The organism is Nostoc sp. (genome assembly GCF_036917775.1).
GTDB lineage: Bacteria > Cyanobacteriota > Cyanobacteriia > Cyanobacteriales > Nostocaceae > Nostoc.
In genome coordinates this window covers 69194-92051 of the sequence record NZ_JBALEQ010000061.1, presented here as the reverse complement: position 1 = coordinate 92051, position 22858 = coordinate 69194, and the positions used below count along the sequence as shown (strand labels likewise).

22 protein-coding genes are annotated in these 22858 nt (G+C 42.4%); 8 read left to right on the top strand and 14 right to left on the bottom strand.

The genetic code is table 11. The annotated features are described in order from the left end of the window. Window positions 1-22: 22 nt before the first annotated feature. A complete protein-coding gene (locus V7K69_RS10830; protein WP_335034079.1) occupies window positions 23-1552 on the bottom strand; it encodes an efflux RND transporter periplasmic adaptor subunit in 1530 nt (509 codons plus the stop codon). Window positions 1553-2276: 724 nt separating this feature from the next. Here V7K69_RS10830 and V7K69_RS10825 point away from each other — a divergent pair. Both V7K69_RS10825 and V7K69_RS10820 read left to right on the top strand, forming a co-directional pair. Next, on the top strand, window positions 2277-2819 hold the full coding sequence (locus V7K69_RS10825; protein WP_335034077.1) for a phycobiliprotein lyase: 543 nt from the start codon (window positions 2277-2279) through the stop codon (window positions 2817-2819). A 260-nt stretch (window positions 2820-3079) separates the two neighbouring features. Then, window positions 3080-3412: an RNA recognition motif domain-containing protein gene (locus tag V7K69_RS10820; protein ID WP_335034075.1), complete on the top strand. Its 333-nt coding sequence runs from the start codon at window positions 3080-3082 to the stop codon at window positions 3410-3412. Window positions 3413-3671: 259 nt separating this feature from the next. Here V7K69_RS10820 and V7K69_RS10815 read toward each other — a convergent pair whose 3' ends face one another. The 4 genes from V7K69_RS10815 to V7K69_RS10800 all read right to left on the bottom strand — a co-directional run bounded on the left by V7K69_RS10815 (window position 3672) and on the right by V7K69_RS10800 (window position 8066). Further along, complete coding sequence (locus V7K69_RS10815; protein ID WP_335034073.1) at window positions 3672-4085, bottom strand: PIN domain-containing protein; 414 nt, start codon at window positions 4083-4085, stop codon at window positions 3672-3674. After that, window positions 4085-4312 carry a hypothetical protein gene (locus V7K69_RS10810; protein ID WP_335034070.1) on the bottom strand — a complete coding sequence of 76 codons (228 nt, stop codon included), beginning with the start codon at window positions 4310-4312 and terminating at the stop codon, window positions 4085-4087. Before V7K69_RS10810 ends, V7K69_RS10815 begins: the two co-directional genes overlap by 1 nt. Before the next feature lie 219 nt (window positions 4313-4531). Next, complete coding sequence (locus V7K69_RS10805) at window positions 4532-6244, bottom strand: diflavin flavoprotein (protein WP_335034068.1); 1713 nt, start codon at window positions 6242-6244, stop codon at window positions 4532-4534. A 97-nt stretch (window positions 6245-6341) separates the two neighbouring features. Then, window positions 6342-8066, bottom strand: coding sequence for a diflavin flavoprotein (locus V7K69_RS10800; RefSeq protein WP_335034066.1), 1725 nt, complete (start codon window positions 8064-8066; stop codon window positions 6342-6344). A 193-nt stretch (window positions 8067-8259) separates the two neighbouring features. On the opposite strand from V7K69_RS10800, the gene V7K69_RS10795 reads away from it, so the two are divergent. The 3 genes from V7K69_RS10795 to V7K69_RS10785 all read left to right on the top strand — a co-directional run bounded on the left by V7K69_RS10795 (window position 8260) and on the right by V7K69_RS10785 (window position 10114). Further along, the gene (locus tag V7K69_RS10795; protein ID WP_335034105.1) at window positions 8260-9069 is read left to right on the top strand and encodes a pantothenate kinase; all 810 of its coding nucleotides are present in this window, start codon (window positions 8260-8262) and stop codon (window positions 9067-9069) included. Between the two features lie 89 nt (window positions 9070-9158). Then, window positions 9159-9641, top strand: a complete 483-nt coding sequence (locus tag V7K69_RS10790) for a hypothetical protein (RefSeq protein ID WP_335034064.1) — start codon at window positions 9159-9161, stop codon at window positions 9639-9641. 8 nt (window positions 9642-9649) lie between these two features. Beyond that, window positions 9650-10114: a type II toxin-antitoxin system VapC family toxin gene (locus tag V7K69_RS10785; RefSeq protein ID WP_335034062.1), complete on the top strand. Its 465-nt coding sequence runs from the start codon at window positions 9650-9652 to the stop codon at window positions 10112-10114. Here V7K69_RS10785 and V7K69_RS10780 read toward each other — a convergent pair. Next, on the bottom strand, window positions 10106-10948 hold the full coding sequence (locus V7K69_RS10780) for an alpha/beta fold hydrolase (RefSeq protein ID WP_335034060.1): 843 nt from the start codon (window positions 10946-10948) through the stop codon (window positions 10106-10108). The two genes, V7K69_RS10785 and V7K69_RS10780, sit on opposite strands and share 9 nt — an antisense overlap. Window positions 10949-11192: 244 nt before the next feature. Then, on the bottom strand, window positions 11193-11687 hold the full coding sequence (locus V7K69_RS10775) for an NUDIX hydrolase (protein WP_335034058.1): 495 nt from the start codon (window positions 11685-11687) through the stop codon (window positions 11193-11195). A 447-nt stretch (window positions 11688-12134) separates the two neighbouring features. Here V7K69_RS10775 and V7K69_RS10770 point away from each other — a divergent pair, with 447 nt between their 5' ends. Together V7K69_RS10770 and V7K69_RS10765 are read left to right on the top strand one after the other, a co-directional pair. Continuing rightward, window positions 12135-12740: a PEP-CTERM sorting domain-containing protein gene (locus tag V7K69_RS10770; protein ID WP_335034057.1), complete on the top strand. Its 606-nt coding sequence runs from the start codon at window positions 12135-12137 to the stop codon at window positions 12738-12740. Between the two features lie 277 nt (window positions 12741-13017). After that, on the top strand, window positions 13018-13185 hold the full coding sequence (locus V7K69_RS10765) for a hypothetical protein (RefSeq protein ID WP_012412073.1): 168 nt from the start codon (window positions 13018-13020) through the stop codon (window positions 13183-13185). A gap of 279 nt (window positions 13186-13464) precedes the next feature. On the opposite strand, the gene argH is transcribed toward V7K69_RS10765, so the two are convergent. The 7 genes from argH to trmD form a co-directional block, all read right to left on the bottom strand. Continuing rightward, entirely contained in the window at window positions 13465-14850 is a 1386-nt protein-coding gene (gene argH, locus V7K69_RS10760) for an argininosuccinate lyase (protein ID WP_335034055.1), read from the bottom strand. A 122-nt stretch (window positions 14851-14972) separates the two neighbouring features. Further along, entirely contained in the window at window positions 14973-15182 is a 210-nt protein-coding gene (locus V7K69_RS10755) for a hypothetical protein (protein WP_190934707.1), read from the bottom strand. A gap of 106 nt (window positions 15183-15288) precedes the next feature. Continuing rightward, window positions 15289-16077 carry a nickel pincer cofactor biosynthesis protein LarB gene (larB, locus tag V7K69_RS10750; protein ID WP_335034050.1) on the bottom strand — a complete coding sequence of 263 codons (789 nt, stop codon included), beginning with the start codon at window positions 16075-16077 and terminating at the stop codon, window positions 15289-15291. Window positions 16078-16149: 72 nt separating this feature from the next. Beyond that, on the bottom strand, window positions 16150-17967 hold the full coding sequence (locus V7K69_RS10745) for an ABC transporter substrate-binding protein (protein WP_335034048.1): 1818 nt from the start codon (window positions 17965-17967) through the stop codon (window positions 16150-16152). Window positions 17968-18142: 175 nt separating this feature from the next. After that, entirely contained in the window at window positions 18143-19942 is a 1800-nt protein-coding gene (locus V7K69_RS10740) for an ABC transporter substrate-binding protein (protein ID WP_335034046.1), read from the bottom strand. Window positions 19943-19947: 5 nt separating this feature from the next. Further along, window positions 19948-20430, bottom strand: coding sequence for a 2-C-methyl-D-erythritol 2,4-cyclodiphosphate synthase (ispF, locus tag V7K69_RS10735; protein ID WP_335034043.1), 483 nt, complete (start codon window positions 20428-20430; stop codon window positions 19948-19950). A gap of 41 nt (window positions 20431-20471) precedes the next feature. Then, entirely contained in the window at window positions 20472-21188 is a 717-nt protein-coding gene (gene trmD / locus V7K69_RS10730) for a tRNA (guanosine(37)-N1)-methyltransferase TrmD (RefSeq protein ID WP_335034041.1), read from the bottom strand. 537 nt (window positions 21189-21725) lie between these two features. Between trmD and V7K69_RS10725 the strand changes: the two genes are divergently transcribed. Beyond that, window positions 21726-22589, top strand: coding sequence for a cyanophycinase (locus V7K69_RS10725; RefSeq protein WP_012412065.1), 864 nt, complete (start codon window positions 21726-21728; stop codon window positions 22587-22589). The last annotated feature ends 269 nt before the right edge of the window (window positions 22590-22858 follow it).

Here is a 22858-nt window from a genome sequence, read left to right as displayed (position 1 = left end):
ATGGTGGCTATTGCTCACCCTACTATTGCTTTTCTGAAAGAATTGAAAGACTTACAGTTTCACCTTCTTTTAACGGCTTACCACTACGAACAACATAGCGCTCTCCAGGTTGCAAACCGGATAAAATTTCCACTCTCCCATCAGCCTTTTTTCCAAACATTACGGCTCGTGTTGTTACCTTCGTTTTGCCTTCTATGTCTTTGACCACAAATAGCGTCCCAGCAGGGTTTTCTGCCCCGGCGGTATTAGCTGCGTTGTCCGGGGGAGATGACTTACCTGTACTCTTGGAGTTGTTACTCCCTGCTTGTTTCTGAATAGCTGTTTGCGGTACGATTACGCGCTGTTGAGTCTGGTTTTCAAAGTTGACTCGCGCCAGTAATCCACTGCCAATCTTGCCTTGAGTGTTGGGAATCACTACCTCTACAGGTATCAAGCGAGCAGTAGCATCCGCAGCTGGAGAAATCCGCGTAACTCTCCCAATTAATGTTTCCTTGGGAAAGGCATCTAAGCGCACTTGTACAGACTGTCCAACCTGAATTTGCGCCAGTTCTAATTCAGAAACTTGCACAACGACTTTGACACGGTTAAAATCGCCAATTTTTACGACTTCATTACCTGCTTGCAGAAGATTGCCTGGTTCTGTCACCTTTTCTGTAACTATGCCAGTGATGGGTGATGTCAGCCGAGCGTAAGACCTGCGTTCTTTAGTTTGGGCAACCAATGCCTGTTGGGCCAATACTCTACCTTCGGCGGCAGCAACGGCTTGCTGTTCTGTACGGACTTGCTCTTGGGCTGCCCGCAGTGCCTGGGCTGCTGTTTTGGCCTGGGTACGTGCTTGTTGGGCAGTTTGTTCAGCGATCGCTCCGGCTTTAAACAACCTCTGTTGCCGTTCTGAATCTGCCTGAGCTTGTACCACTTCTAGCCGCGCCCGTTCAACGTCAGCACGGGCATTGCTTACCTGATTGTTTGTCCTAGCTACTTCTGATTTCAGGGCTGCTAGTTCTGCTTCTGCTTGCTTTAATTCAGTCGAAAGTATGGCATCATCTAACTGCCCGACGTTTTGCCCAAGCTTTACTCTATCACCCACATCAAGATTCAAAGCCAACAAGCGGGCTTCTACCTGCGATCGCAGTGATACGATGCGGAAGGGTGTTGTATTACCTGTATATTCTGGTTGTTTTTCGAGCAAGTCAGTTCGAGCGATCGCCACGTCTACAGGTGTTACCCGACTACGTTCTTTATTACCAGGACTCTGAGATTGTGCATCTGCTGATTCTTTGGGCGACGAACCGCAACTCGCCGTCATCAATCCTATAGCTACAAAACAGGAAATTAATAAACTTCTTACAGAAGTGGAGGAAAAAAAGGAATTTTCGCCTTTAGCTTTGCCACCTGTTGCACAAGTACTGTTTGCAAGAAGTCTACTTTTGAAATCTGCGGTCGCTACCTCAGTTTTCACAACTGAATCTAACTGGATAATTATTAGTTGATTAGCGACTACGGGATCTTTCATTTTCACCTGTTTGTGCGGCTTATTTTTTTCCAAAATCATCTGTTTTTCTCCTATTGGGGAGCTTTTGGGGTTAAACAGCCGTGTTTTACCAAGTAATTTTGAGAGATATCATTAACAAAAAACGGCGAGAATGAAGAATAAGCTGTATGACAGTAATTTTTGAATCAAAAACTACTGTTTTCCCACAAAAGTCCAAAACTTCTCACCGTTCTACTTCTTACGCAGAGGTAGATAATCTTCTTGCAGTTAACAAATTATAAACTTTAGTATAAATATTTGTCATTTTTCTGGAATCTACCCAGAGGATAAACCTGGCTTTTTCCAAAGATATGAAGCTTTTTTGCTGATTATCATAATTTGGGCAGTATTACAATAATTACCCTTGTTTTTACTTACTCAATTTATTCTACTATAACTAGCGGGTATTACGGGTATTTAATATTTTATTAAGAATATTAAAGATTTATTGCTTAATTATGCCTATAATGTAGTGGAAAACACTATTTCTTCTTACCACCCTTGCGTAATATGGCAAGAAATAGAGCGACAAGTACCATAACCAATACGGTTCGGTTAAAGGGGAAAGGGAAAAGGGGAAAGGTTTTGAATACATCCTTTACCCTTTACCCCTTACCCCTTACCCTTTCCCCAGACCACAAGGAAAGTGAAAAATGCTTATCCGAACCGTATTGCTATAGCAACAACAGGTAAGAATGAACTTTTTTACCAAAAATATATTTGTATTAGGTGAGGAAAGTAAGGCGTGACATCTCTGTTTAAAACTGCACAAACCACTGATGAATCCCAGATTTCCGAATTTTTCCAGGAATCAACAGGTAAATGGCGATCGCAACGACGCTACTACACCCTACCGAAGGGAGAAACTAAGGAGATCGAGAGTATAGTTACGATCAATTTTTTAGAGCAGGGCTGTGATGAATTACAAAACCTAGCTCAGATGCACGATTTACCTGATACAAAAAGTTTAATCTGTGGTGCAGCAGTTGTCTGGGAAAGTACGGATGTGCTGACGACAAAGAAAGAATCGCAAGGTTCAACAATATTTGGAGTGATGGGAAATACCTTGTATCGCGATCGCGGTTTTGCCATATCCAAACCAGTTACCGCCCAGTATTATTTCTCCAACCCGAAAACAATGTGTTTGCGAACTGAATACAACGGTTCAGTGTTTGAAGAAGAGTTAAAGCTAATTGGCAGTAAATACCGCACCAGACAGACTATTATCTCTCGTGCTGGTGAACAGTTGATGATTGGTCAATATTTAGAAAATAGAATAGAGAGTTAGTTTATCGGGTGTGGCTGGCTATAGTCTCACCCCTTTTGGAACTACCTAGCACCTAGCTATCAAATTGCAATATAACTTTTTATAACAGTTTTTCAAACTTTCCCCCAGAAAGTTAGTCGCTATGTAAAAATGGGAAGTGAAATGAGAATTAATTCGGCGACAGTGTTTGATTTTAGTATTGACAGGCTTTTCCCTTTTGGTATTACAGACTTCTCTCCGAAATCTAAATCTCTACAAACTTATGATTTTGGAGACATTTAATGTCAATTTACGTTGGTAACCTCTCCTATGAAGTTACACAAGATGCGTTGAGTACTGTTTTTGCAGAATATGGTTCTGTAAAGCGTGTTCAACTACCTACTGACCGTGAAACAGGCCGTTTACGCGGTTTTGCTTTCGTGGAAATGAGTTCAGAAGACGAAGAAGCCAAAGCCATTGAATCCCTTGATGGTGCTGAATGGATGGGTCGTGACCTTAAAGTGAATAAGGCCAAGCCCAGAGAAGACAGAGGTGGCGGTGGTTCTTTCGGTGGTAATCGTGGCGGTGGTGGCGGTGGCTACAACCGTGGTGGTGGCGGTGGTGGTCGCTACTAAACTCAGGCGAAAACCATTTAGTTTTATCTAAAAAAGGCTCAGGCAGAAATGCTTGAGTCTTTTTTATTCCGGTTCAGTTAGCCATAAAAACCTTAACTTGGTAGGTTAGGTTTCACTTCTTTCAACCCAACCTATTGCTGAAGTTAATTATACCTTTGATAAGACGGCTTGCGATCGCCCAATAAAACCAGGTTATCAGACTGTCTCACCGTTTGCGGTTTGTGGCATTGACTCAATTAAAAACTTTTCAGTCATTCTGCTAAATCAACCGATTTCTCATATCTTTAGGTGAGAGTACTGGAATCGGCGAACCTGTGAATCCATTTACATCACGAGTAACGATCGCCTCCAACCCCAACTTGATCGCAGATGCTACCTGCACCGCATCTTCAAAATCAGTCAACCCTAGTGCGATCGCCTGTTCCAGTACCCCGCGATCCACCGCACAAATTTCCATCAATGCCAACAATTGAGTCACTGCGGCAATCGCAACTTCAGCACTCTTAGTCTGTCGTCCAACTAAATAATGCACATCCGTAACCGTTGTGGCCGACATAAACCCTTCAACTTGTCCCGATTCAACCGTCTCCAGCAAAAAAGCAGCATCCGCCACAAAAGGTTCACGCGCTAGCAAAGCATCTAGCAGAACGTTCGTATCAAATAAAACTCGCATTACAGATACTTTTGCACCAACCGCTCATCTAGCATGGCTTTTACTTCTTCATCTGTAGGTGCCAGAGTGTCAGTCTTGGCAATACCGATTAAACTTGCAGCTAAACCCTTTGGCTTTGACGTTGGCTGAAGTTTTGGTTGGAGCGATCGCACTAATGTATTGATTAACTGCCGACGATCCTCGGCAGATAATCTCAGTGCTTGATCTTCAAGTTCACGTAACGTCATGGCAATAACTTTTAACAGATAGCGTTGAGTTATCAGAATAAGTAGGAAATACCTCTGTCTCAAATTTTAGCGGTTTGTGCTTCCCAATATCGTGACAATTTTCCTCAAAGGCTTTTAGCTACCCCCTTTTCTAGATAACATTCACGCTTGGGAATTATGCAGAGTTTCTCAGTTTAAGTACCTCTTTATGGGGTATTCTCAGAATTTTTCTGCATAAGATTAATAATGAGTTGCCGACTTGCGATGATGCACGGCTGTGATGCCATCATTATCTAACAATTTGCCATTCTCGACCGTGGCATAAACTAGCCAATGGTCGCCAGATTCCATCCGGTTTTGTACAGAACATTCCAGATATGCCAAGGCATCTGTAAGTATGGGAGAACCGTTTTCAGCTTCTTGGGCGGCGACATCGGCAAATCGGTCTTGTCCAGGGCCAAAGGGTTTGAGGAAGTGCTTCATCAACCCCAAATGATTCCCTTCTTTAAGAATATTGAGGACAAATTTATTTCCTGTATGCGTCAGTGTTTCTACTGCCCGTTCTTTAGCAACGGCTATGGTTAAACCAGGGGGATTAAAGCTAGCTTGAGCTACCCAAGAGGCTAACATGGCACTGGAGCGATCGCCTTCTTTCGCAGTCAAAACGCACAGAGAACCAACTATACGCCCAACTGCTTGTTCTACAGTAGTAGCAGGTTGACTTGGCGATCGCACTTTTCTAGCTTTCTTCAGTGCTTGGGCAAAGTCGGTTCCGGCTTCTTCACACAATTGTAAGGTGGCATCGTCGGGTTTAAATTTCACGCGGATGGTATCAAAACCAAACCGATAACCAGCATCTTTTAATTTCCCTTCAATTAAATCAACTGCTTCCCCACTCCAGCCAAAGGAACCAAAAACACCAGCGAGTTTATTATTAGTCGCGGTGGATAGTACAATCCCTAAAGCTGTTTGCACAGGTGTCGGTGCATGACCGCCGAGAGTTGGAGAACCCATGATGAAACCACCGGCTTTTTCTACAGCCGCCCGAATTTCTTCTGGTTCAGTAAATTCGCAGTTAATCGATTCTACAGCGACACCGGCTTTGGTGATGCCACGAGCGATCGCTTGAGCTAAAGTTGCTGTATTTCCATAAGCTGACGCATAAATTAACGCCACTGTCAAGTCAGCAGATGTTTGCTGTTGACTCCATTCTCGATAAGATTTAGTCAGGTCGATTAAGCCATAGCGTACCAAAGGCCCGTGTCCATTGGCATACATTCGCACGGGAAAATCAGCAAGTTTATCCAGCGCTGTTTCTACTTGACGGGCATGGGGAGCCATGAGGCAATCAAAATAATAGCGCCGATCTTCGTTATATATTTCCCAGCCTTCATCAAATACCTGATCTCCACAAACGTGCGCCCCAAATAACTTATCTGTGTAGAGAATTTCTGTTTGCGGATCGTAGGTGCAGAGTTGATCTGCATAGCGGGGATTAGGGGTGGGGATAAATTGTAAATTATGCCCATTACCCAAATCTAGGGTTTCTTCGCCCCGCATAACCAGAATTTGCAAATCTGGATTTTCCAGTGCTGCACGTAAATTTATCGCTCCGGGATTAGAACAAACAAAGGTGATTTGTGGAGCAATTGCTAACAAAGCTTTTAAAGTTGCAGCCCGGTTAGGGTTAACGTGTCCCAAAATTACATAATCTAAATCTTCGAGATGGAAACGCTGCTGTAAGGCTTCTAAATAAATTTCTGTAAACGTTTCCCCTGGAGGGTCAATGATGGCATTTTTATCGCTTTCAATTAAATAAGAATTAGCAGTTGTACCCTTGGCAAGGGCATATTCAATTTCAAATCTGAGCCTTGACCAACTGCGCGATCGCAGTATTCTTGTATCTGTAGCTATGGGATAAACTTGAACATCACGAGGTTTATTTTTTGACATGGCTTTATTGGGCATTGGGCATTGGGCATGGGGCATGGGGCATTGGGCATTGGTTATTAATTATTCTCTCTGCTCCTCTGCTCCCCGGCTCCCCTTATTAATAGTGATTTCCGACTTTGCGGTGATGCACAGCAGTTAAAGCATCGGGTTTAGAAACTCGTCCGGCGTAGACGGTGCTGTATACTGCCCAATGGTCGCCGCAATCCATTCTACTGACGACTTCGCACTCCATGTAGGCGAGGGCATCGTTGAGGATGGGCGCACCATTTTCGGCTGGCTGGGTTCTTACTCCTTCAAAGCGATCGGCACCAGGGGCGAACCGTTTCAAAAAGTGCTTCATTAGTGGTTGGAAATTGCCTTCTTCTAAAACGTTGAGAACAAAGCGATCGCCTACCTGCATGAGTGATTCAATTGCCCGATCTTTGGCGACTGCAATGGAAAATCCCAAGGGTTTGAAGCTGGCTTGATTCACCCACGAGGCTAACATGGCACTGGATACATCACCTTTTTTGGCAGTAATAATATACAGTCCGCCACTGAGTCTACCCAGTGCTTTATCTAAGTCAGCACCCAGAGATTTCATCGCTTTGATGCTGCGATCGCGTGTTACCCATTGAGCTAAGTCTGTACCCGCTTCTTCACAAAGCTTGTAGGTATTTTCTGTAGGGGCTTCTTTAATCCGAATTGCTGGAAAAACTGTTGTCAAACCCAAATTGCGGAATTTACTCACTAAAGGATCTATCGGCTCATCATCGCCACCGCCACTTTCAAACACACCGATAGCTTGCTTTTCTTTGGCAGATCCTAAAACTGTGCTGAGTGCAGATTGGATGCTCGCAGCGCCAGAAGCCGGAGGTAGACCAACAATTAGCCCTGCACAACGACTAACCAGTTCCCGCAGTTCTTGTAAATCGACTTCAGATCCCAAATCGACAATTTCCACGGCAACACCAGTTTTACCGATGCCGTTGGCAATTGCTTGCGCGAGGCGATCGCTATATCCGTATTCGGAAACGTAAAATATTCCAACTACTGTTTCTGGCTTGGCTTGGGTTTGACTCCAAGTGCGGTAACGTCCAACGAGTTCCTCAACATTGTGAGATAATAATGGGCCGTGTCCTGTGGCAATCATATCGATGGTTTTAAGTTCTGCCATGCGTTTCAGCGCAGATAAAACTGACCGGGCATTTGGCCCCATCAAGCAATCGTAGTAGTAATGAAAGTCTTCTTCGATCGCTGCCAAGTCTTCATCAAAGGTGCTATCTGAGCAATAGTGCAGCCCAAAAGCGTCGCAGGTAAAGAGAGTTTTGGTTTTGTGATCGAAGCTGAAAATAGTATCCGGCCAATGTAAATTTGGAGCAATCACGAATTCAAATTCATGACCATTGCCCAAATCCAAGCGATCGCCATTTTTCACAATCCGCCGCTTGAATGGCTGATGTACGAAATCCTCAAGAAACTGAATCGCCACCTTAGAACCAACAACGGTAATTTCTGGAGCCATAAGCAACAAATCTTTAACCAAGCCGCTATGGTCTGGCTCTGTATGGCTGATAATCAAATAATCAATATTTGTTGGGTTGATTAGTCCGGTGAGCGTATCAAAATATAGTTGACGAAACTTTTCGTGGGAGGTATCAACTAAAGCAGTCTGCTCCCCACGGATGAGAAACGAGTTATAAGTAGTGCCGTTTTGCAAACCAAACTCAATATCGAAGCGATCACGATCCCAGTCTAAAGAGCGAATTGCCGTCGTCTCTTGAGCGATTTCCACCTGCTGTATGGTGAGGCGTTTTTCAGTTTTTTCGGTGAGCGCTACCATAACTCCCTCCTTAACACAATGAGTATTTGTTCCTCTTATTTTATTGTGACACGTGATGAATGTTAATTTTTATTAAAAAATCTATGGCTGACTTAAAAAAGTTAAAAGTGTGAAACAGCAGAGGTACAGAGAAGCCAGTGCGTTGGGCGGGTTCCCCGACTTGTTCGCGCAGCGTCTCCGACAGGAGAAGCAACTGGCGCGACACAGAGAGGAAATTTGGCTAGCGTTGGAAATTGGCAACTCTCGGCTACATTGGGCGTTGTTTATTAGCGAGACGCTTTACTCAGTGTGGGATACTGACTATATTCCTGAGTCTGTTATACAACAGTTGACTGAATGTCAAACCCTGAATGATTTACTAGAAAAAATTTTTCCCGAATTTCAATCTCTAACAAACACTCTCCCCCTCTGCCCTCTTTTCGTCGCCTCCGTAGTTCCCAGTCAAACTGCTATTTGGCAAACTTACCCAAATACTCATGTTATTACATTAAACCAAATACCGCTAAAAGGTGTTTATTCCACACTAGGAATTGACCGCGCTTTAGCTTTGTGGGGAGCGGGGAAAACTTGGGGTTTTCCAATGTTGGTGATTGATACTGGGACAGCGCTAACTTTTACGGCTGCGGATGCTAATGAGTGTCTAGTTGGAGGTGCAATTTTGCCGGGATTAGGTTTACAATTTGCAACTCTCGGTCAACAAACAGGACAATTACCATTAGTAGAAATGCAAAATTTTCCATCTCTACCACCACGTTTTGCCATCAACACTATAGAAGCTATTCAGAGTGGAGTAGTTTATACAATATTAGCTGGAATTAAAGACTTTATTGAGGCATGGTTGCAATTATTTCCTGATGGCAAAATTGCGATTAAAGGCGGCGATCGCACTTTATTGCTAAACTATCTAAAAGCTTTATATCCTGAAATTACAGCACACTTGCTTGTAGAACCCAATTTAATTTTTTGGGGAATGCAGGAAATAGTAATGGAGAATAAAGAATAGGAATCTGATTTTTCACGGCAAAGAGACAATCCAAAATCCAAAGCCTAGATAGCATAGAATTAAAAGAGAAGTTTAACCCTAAAGAAACTATGCCCAAAATTTCACAACTAGATGTAATTATGCAGCACTTAGATGCCCTTTCTTCAGCAGAATTGCTAGTAGTTAGGGCAAAAATTGATGCCTTGATTGAGAGACAATCGTTGCCATTGGGTAAAGTTCTACCACCTTTGTTTCCTTGGCGTAACGTTCGGAACACTGAAAATATTGCATATCGTGGGAGTTTTAGTAGATTTACATTCATTCGTAATGATAATAACGACGTAGACATCCTTGCTACACTTACAACCATAAATACACTCGGAACAAATGCAACAAATCTCTTGCCAACCTGGTTACGAGAATCAAGGCAAAATCAACTTGCCCAATTTTCTGAATCGGAAGCAAAAGTGGATGATACCTTAAAAAAAGTAATAGGATTGGTTGACGAATGGATAGCTGATGAATCGGGATATGATGAACAAACGTACCCACAGATTGAGACAGGCTTGAATCAGAATCAGATGCCAGTGTAAAAACGCAGATGAGTAGAGCCGTATTGCTAGACACTCATCCTTTGAGTCAAGTAACGCATCCAAAAGTAAACCCACTAGTAAAACAGTGGTTGCAATCGTTAGGGAAAACTGAAACTGTTATACGTGTGCCAGAAATAGCCGATTATGAACTTCGGCGTGAACTATTGAGACAAGGAAAACAAAATAGTATAGATCGCCTCAACAAACTTAGCCAAATTTGTCTCATACCACTGACTCCCGAAACGATGCGAAAAGCAGCCGAATTATGGGCATGGGTAAGAAACCAGGGAAAGCCTACTGCAAGCAATGAAAGTTTGGATGGTGATGTAATTCTTGCTGCTCAAGCAATTCTCCAATTGAAGAGTTTTGATCAAGTCATAGTTGTAACAACAAACTTGAAACACATATCACGGTTTGAGAGCGAAGGAATATGTGTAGTGGATTGGCAACAAACTCTTAATGAACTAGTTTAATTCGTTTAAATTATGACTTTTTAAAATATCTTCAATAAACTCCCGAATCTCTATCCCCACAACCCCAGCACAAGACTCTGGTAAATCATTTCCGGCATGGGAAATCATTTTCAACTCAACTTTCGGCATCAGTTGAGCATAAACCCGACTCTTGGCCAAAGCATCTGGTGTATCTTGGCCACCTTGTAAAATAAAAACTGGCACATCTATCATATAAAGCCGCTTTTGCAGTAATTCCGCTTCAATTTCTATCTGTCGCCGTTTGAAAAGTAACTGGCAACCTCTCGGATAAGGCAATAGCGACTGACGTAACTGCAAGTCTTGGGCAATTTTCTCATGCCAACCCAAGATTTTAGTTAAGGGAGTTAGCGATCGCAACAATTTAACTATTAGTGGTGGATAATTCAACAATCGCCGCATCTTCCGGCAATACTCTTCTTGTCCTGGTATCTCTACCCCCTCTGGTGCAAGCAATACCAAACCATCGATTTTCTCAGGATACTTTAAAGCATAACTAGCAGCAATCCAACCCCCAAGAGAATGTCCTACTAAATATACTTTTTCTAGCTTGACAGCTTGCAGAAATTCAGCTAAACACTCTACTTGCAAATCTATCGAATGGTGAATATTAGGATTCTCTGACTCCCCAAACCCTAACAAATCAGGTGCAAAGCAATGGAAATCTTGTGCAAGGGACTCCATCACAGATAACCATTGACTGCTTTCATTCCAAGCACCATGTAAAAAAATTATAGGAGTTTTTTCACCAATTTCACGCCAGAATACAAGCCCTTGAGAGAGCTTTATCCGGGAGTTACGGAATAGTGTATTCATTTTAATTTAGTAGTTAACTTTTAGCACCATAATAAATAGTTATTTGTCATTAGTCATTTGTCATTAGTTTTAGGCAAATTATAAACAGAGAAGTCTGAAACGTTAGCGTAGCATCTCGTAAACCCTGCGGCATAGCTACGCTTAGGGTGCAGCCTCTCGTAGAGAAGCTTCCTTAAATCAGAACTTTGGCGGCAAATGAAAAATGACAAAGGACAAATGACCAATGACTAATAACAAAATATTGCTATGCCAGTGTTGTCAAGCCATTTAAGTAGTCTTGCAACTGCCTAGTATGGTCGTGAGACATCTGTCCTGAAGGTAGCAAATTGGGAGAAAAAGCTTGGATTTCCATGACTTCCAAAGTATCTTGAATCTCCATTGTCCCATGCACCTCGGCTTCAACCGCAATACAAATTGAATGGATTCTGGGGTCGCGGTCTGGTGCAGAGTAAACTCCTACCAAACGGTTGATTTTCACCAATTCTAGCCCGGTTTCTTCGATCAATTCCCGGCGAACTGTATTGGGAATATCTTCTCCCCAATCCACTATGCCTCCAGGCAATGCCCAAAGACCATCATCACGCCGTCGGATCAGTACTATCCGACCATCGGGTAAAATTGGGATGATACTAGTACCAGTAATGGGATGACGAAATATAACACCCAATACTGTTTGTCCAATACGCCATAAGCTACGTGTCGACTGGACAGCTGCCGGAAAAAAAGCAATAACGTTCAATCTTCAAAATTGATATGTTGTATTCTATATTTCTCTACCACTTACATAAACTCAACTCATAAAATTTCGTCGAGTTTTGTTTTATACAAAAATGTTTGTGGTTTGAGATTTTATTCTCACGATTTACGTAGAATATGATTAATCTTAACATTAACTTTCAATAGAAGCACTGTATTTATATATACATACCATTTGTTAAGTTAGAAAACTTTTCAATTTATAAATAACATTAGCTTTGCTAAAAGCAGCTATCATTAATATTTTTTCAAGACACTTTCCAAAAATTAATCTGAACAAGTATGTCTAAATTCTAAATTCTAAAGAGGCAATTAAGCGGTATTGGAGATTGCCACTAAATTCTTGCTAATTAAGCTTAAATATACGAAAATCCTTTACAAAAACTGCGATCGCCTTTAGTGTGCTAAAAGCGATCGCACAAATAACCCAATGAAAAATCTAGCTTTACTATCTGCCATAGCCCTCACCACCACATCTGGATTGGTTTTCGGTACAATGCAAGCCGCCTCTGCTTTAGCTTGGAATTGGAATTATTCTGGTACTGGTATAGAGGCGATTGGTACTTTTACCACTGATAACACCCCTGACGATTTGGGTTTTTATCAGATTTTAGGAATTACGGGTACACGAAATGGTGAAACGATTACTGGTCTGCAACCTGTAGGCACTCCAATACCAGGAAACGAACCTTTTAATGTTGATAATTTAATTAGTCTTAATACTCAGCAGTTAACAGGTGATGGTTTTGGTTATTCTACATCGGGAGGAAACTATTCTAGTCCATTTTTCGCTAGTTTTTTGCCAACGCCGAGTTATTTAGAAGTTTTTTCTGTTCCACCACTGACACCAGGTTTTGAAAATTTGGGGACGGAAGATAGTGAGTTACCCATCAGTTTTTCTGCAAGCATAATCACCGTACCTGAACCCACCTCTATCCTTAGCTTATTTGCCCTCGCTACTGTTGGTGTCCCTTCAGTACTTAAACGTAATAAGCCATCTAAATTAACTGATAAGAAGCTTGAAAAAGTTTCCTAAAACCATCAATGAAAGGCTTTATTGCAAGAACAACTAGTTAGCTAATTTACATATTTTTGATGTATTTGCATCTAAGAAAATGTATTTTTCGTCTAGCTACTGGGGATAATTCTAAATTGTTATTGACAAAACAAGGTAAAACGCGGTAGACTAGTACACTGTTTAAAGCGTATTGATTGCTGCACTAGGCTACAAGTATATCAATAACATTGGTAGCTAATATTGCCTACGTGATGCCTAGTTGCTACTCTTTTGTTGTTTATTTAATGAGGTGAACATGGCCAAGCGCCGTAACCCGAAAAAAGAAAAGGCGCTACGGAACCAGGCGTATGCCAGAAAGTTTCGTAAACGAACTACGACAGGAAGAATGCAGAGAAGGTTCCAACAAAGACCACCCAAGAGTGAAGAAGAAGAAGGCGCAGCAACAGCAGCTGACACTGACTAAGCTGTCTGCTTAAATCCTTTTTATATAGATTATTTATTGTTTAGGGCGCACATTTGTACGCCCTTATTTATTTTTGGGTATAGGGCAATACGCTTGGGTTAAGCGCTACTTGTACAAAATCGTGGGTTTTGAGACGCGATAAATCGCCGTCTCTACAAGTGTTTTGGTCTTATCTGAACTGTATTGGGGTATGGGGCATTGGAAATTGGGTATGAAGAAGAAACAAGGAAGAAAGAGGAGACTTATTCAATAATTCCCCATTCCCCATTCCCCATCCCCTTATTGCTCGATTTGAGCGCGAGCAGCTATGAGTGCTTTGCTAACCTGTACAAAACCAGTACCACCGTAACTGTTGCGGGCTGCCACAACTTGACGGGGGGATATCGCCTCATAAATATCTGCTGCAAATGCCGGATGTAGTTGTTGCCACTCTTCCAATTCCAAATCTTTCAGGAGTTTACCTGCGGCAATACTAGTTTTTACCACCTTACCCACAAGGTTATAAGCTTCCCGGAAAGGAACGCCCCGTGCTGCAAGGTAATCTGCTACATCGGTAGCATTAGAAAAATCTTCGGTTACGGCTTCTGCTAAACGCTGGGTACGAAATTCTAAACCTTCCCTGAGCAAAATCGTCATTGCTTCTAGAGATGCTTTGACTGTGTTAACGCTATCAAATAGACCTTCTTTATCTTCTTGCAAATCTTTGTTATATGCCAGAGGTAGCCCTTTCATAATCACCAGCATTGCCTGGAGATGACCAAATACACGCCCTGTTTTCCCCCGCACGAGTTCTGGTACATCGGGGTTTTTCTTTTGGGGCATGATACTGGAACCTGTAGCACAACTATCTTTGAGGGTGACAAAACGAAATTCTTCAGATGACCAAAGAATAACTTCTTCTGCAAGGCGGCTGAGGTGAACCATAATCAAGCTAGCAGCACACAAGAATTCGATCGCAAAATCGCGATCGCTCACTCCATCAAGGCTATTAGCATAAATATTGTCAAAATCTAATAGTTTGGCTGTGTAGTGGCGATCAATAGGGAAAGTAGTTCCCGCTAAAGCACCACACCCCAAAGGTGAGATATTGACGCGGCGAGAAACATCTCCTAAGCGTTCCCAGTCGCGTTGCGCCATTTGAAAATATGCCAAGAGGTGGTGAGCTAAACTCACTGGTTGAGCGCGTTGGAGATGGGTATAGCCAGGAATTAGGGTTTCAACGTTTTTTTCCGCTATATCCAGTAAAACCCCTTGAAATTCTCGCAATTCCCTTTTAATTTGTTGGATTTGGTCGCGCAGGTAGAGTCTAGTATCAGTACCAACTTGGTCATTACGCGATCGCGCCGTATGCAGTTTTTTACCCACATCGCCGACAATTTCTGTTAGTCGTTTTTCAACTGCAAAATGTACGTCTTCTGCATCAACACCAGGATGAAATCTACCTTGGCGGTACTCTTGGCGGATTTCTTCTAAACCTGCAACCAGTTGCTCACCTTCTTCTGAGGAGATAATGCCCGTGTGAGCTAGCATTTTGGCATGGGCTTGAGAGCCAGTCAGATCGTATTCGATTAATTCAATATCAAAACCTATACTGGCATTAAAACGAGCGATCGCTGGATGCAATGCTGATTCAAACCTCTGGCTCCAAGTTTGTTCTTTGGTCATAAATATTATGAGGGGAGTAGGGAGTGGAGAGTGGGGAATGGGGAGTGATGATTTAGGAAGAGAGGAAGACAATTTTCCTGATTTCCTACTCCCTACTCCCTACTCCCCACTCCCCCCTAAATTTAACCGTAGCTAGTTAGATTCCGAATCATATAGCCAATGACTAAACCAATCAACAATGCCCACACTTGACCTGTTTGTATAAAGTGACGCCAAGATTTTTCAATTTGGCCCATCAAGTCTGGATCGGTAATTGTTTGTGCTAGTAGTGCTGTCAAATTTGCAGGCAAATGCCAATATAACCGAGATATCAAATCGCTGTAATAGCTCATATTTGGTGATTAAGAGGTTGGGGATGGCAAAATTCAGCATCAGTTTATTTTTTAGAAAAATTCCTGATATTTACTGAAATCTTGGATGTAACTTCAATGTCTTAACTCAAGATCCAGCCGATGCCAACCGCAATTTTTCGGCAGTTCGCAAAATTTGCCCCGCCAACACTGCTGCACCAAAACCATTATCGATATTTACTACACCTACTCCCGCAGCACAAGAGTTAAGCATTGTCAATAAAGGTGCTAAACCGCCAAAACTCGCGCCATAACCGATGCTGGTGGGTACGGCAATCACAGGACAACTCGCTAAACCAGCGACAACGCTGGGTAAAGCGCCTTCCATCCCGGCCACGACAATCAACACCGATGCTGACTCAATCAGGTGGCGGTTACTTAATAAACGGTGAATTCCGGCAACGCCAACATCCCAGAGACGCTGTACCCGGAAACCAGAAAGTTCCGCAGTGACGGCAGCTTCTTCAGCCACGGCTAAATCAGCAGTACCAGCAGAAAGAATGCCAATTTCACCCGCAAATTGTGGTTCGATGGTAGGGGGAGCGATCGCACAAATTCGCGCCGAATCGTAATATCGCAAACCGCTAACTTTTGATTGCAGTACAGCATAAACTGCTGGTTCAATGCGGGTTGCCATCACTACCGGGTTGCGGAGGCGCATTACCTCGATAATTTGAGCAATTTGGTCGGGAGTCTTACCAGGGCCCCAAATCACCTCTGGGAAACCAGTTCTTAGCTGGCGATGATGGTCAATTTTGGCAAACTCACCAACAGATTCATAAGTTAAATCTTTGAGTGAATCGAAGGCGGTATCTGGGGTAACTTTACCATTGGCAACCGCTTCGAGGAGCGATCGCAAAGTTTCATTTTGAGACACTGGTCAGTTGTTTTGATTTTATAAATGTTGTCAAACGTGCCGCTAAGGGCGGAGATTACAGTACTTTAAACTTTATTCTGTTACTTTCAGTTCATATTTGTTCCACATCGTTCCTTTTTGAGAACCAAGTGCAGAGAATTTAACGTTTTGGATGCGATCGCGCACTGCAACTAAAGACAAAGGATTCACTAAATAAATATAAGGCAAATATTCTTGAGAGAGGCGTTGCGTTTCGGCGTAAATCTCTTTACGCTTTACTTCGTCTAACTCTCGCGCGGCTTGAATGTAAAGACGACCAATTTCTGCTTCCCAATCTGCAACTTGCCAACCAATAAGTGGTTCTTGGGCTGCTTGAAGTTTCTGGTTAAAGGTGTGTAATCCACCTTCCGGCAACCAAACATTAGCTCCGTCATTTGGTTCAATCCCCCCTATAAAGCCTAGCAGATAACATTCCCAATCGAGGGAATTAGAAAGTTTGTCTGTAAGGGTATTGAAAGCAATTGGATTAAAATCAACTTGAATGCCAATCTTACTCAAATCTTGCTTAATTTGCGCTCCCATTAAGACACGAGTTTTATTTTCAGCATTCGTTAAGAAACTAAAGCGCACCCGATTACCATCAGCATCTAGTAATTGTTTATTGGCATTATATTTAAAACCTGCATTTAATAATAATTTTTTAGCCTTTTCTTGATTATATTCATAAACTTTAAGACCTTTTTCGGGAGGAAAGTAGTAAGGGCTTTGAATTTCTATAGGTGAATTTTGCAACACACCAATCCCCCTAAAAACGTTATTTAGCATTGTTTGACGGTCGATTGCATAAGCAACTGCTTGTCTAAAAGCAAGGGTATTAAACCAACGGGATTTAATTGGGTCAACTACAGGCTGTCCGTTTTGCCGCCGACCTTTGTTGAGATTAAATGAAATATAAGTATTGGTGAATTCTGGGCCTCCATTGTAGATAGTAAACTTTCCCCGTTTTTCTTCGCGTTTAAGTAGTGAAAAGTTTTCCGGAGAAACAGTGACTGTATCTAATCCTCCAGAGCGAAACTGAAGAATTATTGTATCTGTAGATTCGACAATTTGCCAAACAATACGTTCAACATAAGGTAACTGATTACCTTGACTATCTTTGCGCCAGTAATAAGGATTGCGCCGAAATACGACACGCTGACTAGGAGTATAACTTTCTATTTTATAAGCACCGTTGACAATAATTTTACTGGGTTCTGTATCCGTTCCCCAAGTAGATAGAAATTTGGGATTACCTTTAGCATCTTTAGATTTCAATGATTCAGCTAAAGTATGTTTTGGTAAAATACCAACTGAATTTGTCGATGCTCCGGCTGTGGTATAAAGGAAAGGAGCAAAAGGCTCAGGTAGAATAAACTCAATTTGGCGATCGCCTATTTTTCTGATTTTAGGAAAACTACCACTAGAACCAATTTTAAGACCATCTTTCCAATCGGTAGGAATCTGTGGATTGAAAATCACATCCTCATAGGTAAAAATAACATCATCTACGGTAAGTGGTTCGCCATCTGACCATTTCAAGTTTTCTCGTAAAGTAAAAGCGACTCGCTTTTGATCATCAGAAATATCCCACGATTCTGCTAAAGCTGGCTCAATTTTGCCAGTGATACCGTTGAGGGTAGTTAGTCCTTCAGTCGTGAACAGAAAAACATGAGGATATTCCTGATTGAAGGCGTAGTTAAAAGTTTTTGGGTCGCCAATAGTGCTTGTAACCCATTGTGATACTTGCGCCGCCTTACTCTTAAAATTAGTTGGGTTGCAACTGATAAGAGCTATCTGACAAATCAAGAATAGACCGAATATTGCTAAAACCACAAACCCACGGTGGCGGTTAGGCAAGAGGGCAAAAATCATAGAACTGAAAGACTAAACTGTTTGCATAATACACCTCATGTTCTGCCTTGATTGCATAAAGGGAATGGAGGGATGAGGAAAGCAGGGGGAAGGGGGAGAATAAAAAATTACCTCTTGTTTTTCTCCTCTGCTCCCTGCTCCCTGCCCCTCTACCTCTTACCCATGCCCATAAAAATTAAGTAGCTTTTTTATCTTCTACTACTTTGAGTTCATAAATATTCCAATTGTAACTTCCTATCGCTGAGTATTTTATGTTCTCAATGGTATTACGCACGGCTACTAAAGCTAGGGAATTGAATAGGTGAATAAAAGGCAGATATTCTTGTGAGAGTTGTTGGGTTTCTGCATAGATAGCTTTGCGTTTTGTTTCATCGAATTCTCTTGCCCCTTGGATGTAGAGGTCTTCAATTTTCTGCTCCCAGTCGGTAGCTTTCCAACCGACTGTTGGCGATTGTCCAGCTTGAGCTTTCTGATTAAATACATGAAAGTTACCATCTACAGACCAAACATTGAAACCATCTTGCGGTTCAATACCACCAGTAATAGCTCCATACCAACATTCCCAATCTAGGGTGTTAGAGATTTTTTCTCCAATAATACTGAAGTCAAGAAATTGTAAATCAACTTTAATACCAATCTTGCCAAGATCCTGTTGAATTTTCGGTGTGATTGTCGGTCTATTACCAGCAACAGCCATCATTGTGAAGCGGACTCGATTACCATCCGCGTCTAACAGTTGACCTTTATCATCGTATTTAAATCCAGCTCCTAGTAAAAGTTGTTTAGCTTTTTCTGGATTATAATCATAAGTTTTTAAACCTTCTTTGGGAGAAAAATAATAGGGACTGGGAACAGAAATTGGAGAGTCTTGTGGTTCACCCAATCCCCGCAAAGTGTTGTTGATCATTGTTTGGCGATCAATAGCGTAGGCGACAGCCTGTCTAAAAGCAACGTTGTTAAAAAAGCGTGACTTAATAGGATCTACAACAGGCTTGCCATTGCGACTACCTTTGTTGAGATTGAAAGTTATAAAACTTGTTCCAGAGTCAGGCCCGGCATTTTTAATAGTAAAGTTACCCCGCTTTTCTTGACGCTTGAGCAATTGAAAATTTCCAGGGCCAATTTCTAGTAAATCTAACCCTCCAGAACGAAATTGCAGCAAAGCTGTATCAGGTGATTCCACAATTTGCCAAATTATACGCTCAATATATGGAAGTTGTTTTCCTTGTGCATCTTTTTTGCGCCAGTAGTAAGGGTTGCGCCGAAATGTTACGCGTTGATTGGTTGAATAACTCTCGATTGTGTAAGGGCCATTAACAATAATTTTTTTGGGGTCTGTGTCGGTTCCCCAAGTGGACATAAACACAGGCTTACCGTCAGAGTTTTTTGCTTCCACTGCTTCACGCAGGGCGTGTTCTGGTAGTATTCCTACCCCTGCTGCAATCGATCGCAAGAAAGGAGAAAACGGTTCTGGAAGAATAAATTCTACCCGGCGATCGTCGATTTTGCGGACTTTGAGAAAAGCCTTACTGAGACCAATGCGAAGAGCATCTTGGGTATAAGTGGGAATGCGCTTGTTCATGTAGATGTCATTGAAAGAAAAAACGACATCATTGGCTGTTAATGGCTGACCATCCGACCACTTCAATCCTTCTCGCAAGGTAAAGACAAACCGCAGTTTGTCTGGAGAAAGCTCCCAAGATTCAGCTAAAGCTGGCTCAATTTCCTTAGTTATTCCGTTTTGAGTGGCTAATGCCTCATAAGTGAAACCAGAAATATTGGGAGATTCTTGGATGAGGGCTAAGTTAAAGGTTTTAGGGTCGCTCGTAGTAGAAAGAACCAACTGAGGAACTTGTGCAGCTGCGGTTTTAAAGTTAGATGGATTGCACGCGGTAATTGTAATTGCTGTTGCCAAAAGCAGAATTATTGGTAAGAAAAAACGCTTAATTATGTGAAAAATTGTCGAAAATTTCATAATTTTTATTCTTTCAAAAGCAAGACAACAGCATAAGCAGATATACCTTCTTCACGTCCAACAGGGCCTAATTTTTCGTTGGTGGTAGCTTTGATACCAATTTGATTTGGTTCTAATTCTAAAATCGTCGCTAGTTTGTCACGCATATTGTGAATATGCGGCTTTAATTTTGGACGTTCTGCTACTATCACCGAGTCAATATTTCCTACCTGCCAACCTTGATCCCGAATCAGTTGATGTACTTGAGTTAATAGTACTAAACTATCTGCTCCCGCCCATTTGGGATCGCTTGGCGGAAAATAATGACCAATATCCCCCAGAGATAATGCTCCAAGCATGGCATCCATAATTGCGTGCGTTAACACATCAGCGTCACTGTGTCCTAATAAACCCAATTCATGGGGAATTTGAATTCCACCTAAAATCAAAGCGCGATCGCTCACTAATCGATGGATATCGTAGCCGTTACCAATACGAATTTTTATCATTTGTCATTTATCATTTGTCATTTGTCAGGAGTTAGGAATTATTATTCTCCCCCTGCTCCTCTGCTTCCATTCCTCCCCTGCTTCCATTCCTCTAGAAGATCAGGGCGGCGATCGCGGGTTTTTTGAATTTGTTGTTCGTAACGCCACCTGGCGATCGCTGCATGATTCCCACTGAGTAAGACATCAGGTACTTTCAAACCGCGAAAATTGGCAGGACGAGTATATTGAGGATAGTCCAATAACCCTTCCTCAAAACTTTCTGCTGTGAGGGACTCGGTTTTGGCCACGGTTCCTGGTATTAGTCGCACTACACCATTAATCAAAGCCATTGCTGGAATTTCCCCACCAGTCAGAATAAAATCGCCTAAAGATACTTCCCGAGTTACCAAATGCAGCACCCGCTCATCGACTCCTTCGTAATGCCCACAAATAACCACTAGCTGGTCATAATTTGTCACCAATTCTTTCAATAGAGGTTGATTAATTGTTTGACCCTGTGGACTCATCAAAATTATTTCTCTTCGGGGCAGAATCGGCAGCGACTCCACGGCGTTAAAAATTGGTTCTGGCTTCATTAGCATCCCAACGCCGCCGCCGTAGGGTTCATCATCCACCTTTCGGTGCTTATCAGTGGTAAAGTCCCGTGGATTAACCAGATGCACTTCGGCAATCTGTTTAGCTAAGGCTTTACCCAGTAATCCAGAATTGAGAACAGAGTTAAAACAGTCAGGAAAAAGTGTAACTATATCAAAGCGCACAGTTATTCGTATTCGAGGACACTAATCTTAAATTTGGATGTCTAGCAAACACCGTCAAGCCAAAGTCGAGTTAAACTCCAGTTAAACTTTATCAATAGTATCTAAAACTACCAGACCTCTTGGATTTTAGATGGGATCGAAAGTTTTTCTAATTACTTAATTTATGTTTAAATGTTGTCACAAGTACATTTAAATTAATAATCATATCAAGTTAACAACTTCCAGGATGTATCGATCCAGCCTCAGAAAAAGCGTAGTCTTAACTGCTCGTCCCCAGCCCCAGAAGGGGAATTTAGCCCCAAAAAGACTATTTTGCCCTGCTGCAAGTGGACAGGTGAAAAACAAGGCCCTGGCTTTGAGGAATGGCAACAAACACGTTTAAACTGAGGCAACGTGAGCGTTAGCGAAAATTTGGAGAGTGGCTGCCCAGTTCCAAAACTTCCACAAAGTGTCCTCTCAAAAGTTGCAAAACGCAAAAACCACCAGGCTTCTAACACCTTGTTAAATTCACCTGAAGTTGTTGACAGGAGAAACAAAATGCCGCAATTACAAGCTAAATCGCTAGAAATGAGGACACCCCAAGCAACTAAAACCGCCGTTCTGGTTATCGGAGGCGCAGAAGACAAAGTTCATGGGCGCGAAATCCTACGAACTTTTTTTGGACGTGCTGGTGCTAGTAAGGCTTATATTACAATTATTCCATCTGCCTCTCGTGAGCCTGCCATCATCGGTGGTCGGTATATTCGCATTTTTGAAGAAATGGGTGCCCAAAAGGTAGAGATTTTAGACATCCGCGAACGCGAACAGTGTGAAGCCTCTCAAATCAAAGCATCCTTAGAAGCCTGTAGCGGGGTATTTTTGACAGGAGGGGATCAGCTGCGTCTCTGTGGCGTATTGGCAGATACGCCAGCAATGGAAATTATTCGCCAAAGAGTGAGGGCAGGGCAACTGACGTTAGCAGGCACCAGTGCAGGAGCGGCAGTGATGGGGCATCACATGATTGCTGGCGGCGGGAGTGGAGAGTCGCCAAATCGTTCCCTAGTAGATATGGCAACGGGTTTGGGATTTATTCCTGAAGTCATCGTTGATCAACATTTTCACAACCGGAATCGGATGGGGCGGTTGATTAGTGCGATCGCAGCTCACCCTGATCGCTTAGGTATTGGCATTGACGAAGATACTTGTGCAGTGTTTGAACGTGATGGTTGGTTACAAGTTATGGGTAAAGGCAGTGTCACCATTGTCGATCCTACTGAAGCCACCCACACCAACGAACCCCATGTTGGTGCTAATGAACCATTAACCGTGCATAATTTACGTCTCCATATCCTCAGCTACGGCGATCGCTTCCACCTGTACCAGCGCACTGTATTGCCTGCTGTACACCGGATCTCCAGCTGACGGGATAGAGTATCTGAGGTTACACTTAGTTGACCACAAATTTTAGATTTTGGATTTTGCGAAAAGTTGTAAGGAGGGTTTCCCGACCTAACAAACTTTTCAAGACGGATTTTAGATTAAGAGAGCTTTTCGGCAGATACCGCCAGAAAGTGGGTACAACAAATCTAAAAACCCCTCGATGACTCGTTGACGCTACGCTATCGTAAATCTAAAATTACCAGAGCTAAGTACCCTAATTGTCTCTTTTAATCCAAAAGACGCTCGCGGAC

What these genes read in the sequence shown, in the direction of transcription:
- V7K69_RS10785 (WP_335034062.1), top strand. Translation starts at nt 9,650, where the DNA reads ATGAGTAGAGCCGTATTGCTAGACACTCATCCTTTGAGTCAAGTAACG.
- V7K69_RS10765 (WP_012412073.1), top strand. Translation starts at nt 13,018, where the DNA reads ATGGCCAAGCGCCGTAACCCGAAAAAAGAAAAGGCGCTACGGAACCAG.
- V7K69_RS10800 (WP_335034066.1), bottom strand. Translation starts at nt 8,066, where the DNA reads ATGGTAGCGCTCACCGAAAAAACTGAAAAACGCCTCACCATACAGCAG.
- argH (WP_335034055.1), bottom strand. Translation starts at nt 14,850, where the DNA reads ATGACCAAAGAACAAACTTGGAGCCAGAGGTTTGAATCAGCATTGCAT.
- V7K69_RS10770 (WP_335034057.1), top strand. Translation starts at nt 12,135, where the DNA reads ATGAAAAATCTAGCTTTACTATCTGCCATAGCCCTCACCACCACATCT.
- V7K69_RS10830 (WP_335034079.1), bottom strand. Translation starts at nt 1,552, where the DNA reads ATGATTTTGGAAAAAAATAAGCCGCACAAACAGGTGAAAATGAAAGAT.
- V7K69_RS10755 (WP_190934707.1), bottom strand. Translation starts at nt 15,182, where the DNA reads ATGAGCTATTACAGCGATTTGATATCTCGGTTATATTGGCATTTGCCT.
- V7K69_RS10815 (WP_335034073.1), bottom strand. Translation starts at nt 4,085, where the DNA reads ATGCGAGTTTTATTTGATACGAACGTTCTGCTAGATGCTTTGCTAGCG.
- V7K69_RS10790 (WP_335034064.1), top strand. Translation starts at nt 9,159, where the DNA reads ATGCCCAAAATTTCACAACTAGATGTAATTATGCAGCACTTAGATGCC.
- V7K69_RS10780 (WP_335034060.1), bottom strand. Translation starts at nt 10,948, where the DNA reads ATGAATACACTATTCCGTAACTCCCGGATAAAGCTCTCTCAAGGGCTT.
- V7K69_RS10805 (WP_335034068.1), bottom strand. Translation starts at nt 6,244, where the DNA reads ATGTCAAAAAATAAACCTCGTGATGTTCAAGTTTATCCCATAGCTACA.
- V7K69_RS10725 (WP_012412065.1), top strand. Translation starts at nt 21,726, where the DNA reads ATGCCGCAATTACAAGCTAAATCGCTAGAAATGAGGACACCCCAAGCA.
- V7K69_RS10820 (WP_335034075.1), top strand. Translation starts at nt 3,080, where the DNA reads ATGTCAATTTACGTTGGTAACCTCTCCTATGAAGTTACACAAGATGCG.
- V7K69_RS10810 (WP_335034070.1), bottom strand. Translation starts at nt 4,312, where the DNA reads ATGACGTTACGTGAACTTGAAGATCAAGCACTGAGATTATCTGCCGAG.
- ispF (WP_335034043.1), bottom strand. Translation starts at nt 20,430, where the DNA reads ATGATAAAAATTCGTATTGGTAACGGCTACGATATCCATCGATTAGTG.
- V7K69_RS10745 (WP_335034048.1), bottom strand. Translation starts at nt 17,967, where the DNA reads ATGATTTTTGCCCTCTTGCCTAACCGCCACCGTGGGTTTGTGGTTTTA.
- V7K69_RS10740 (WP_335034046.1), bottom strand. Translation starts at nt 19,942, where the DNA reads ATGAAATTTTCGACAATTTTTCACATAATTAAGCGTTTTTTCTTACCA.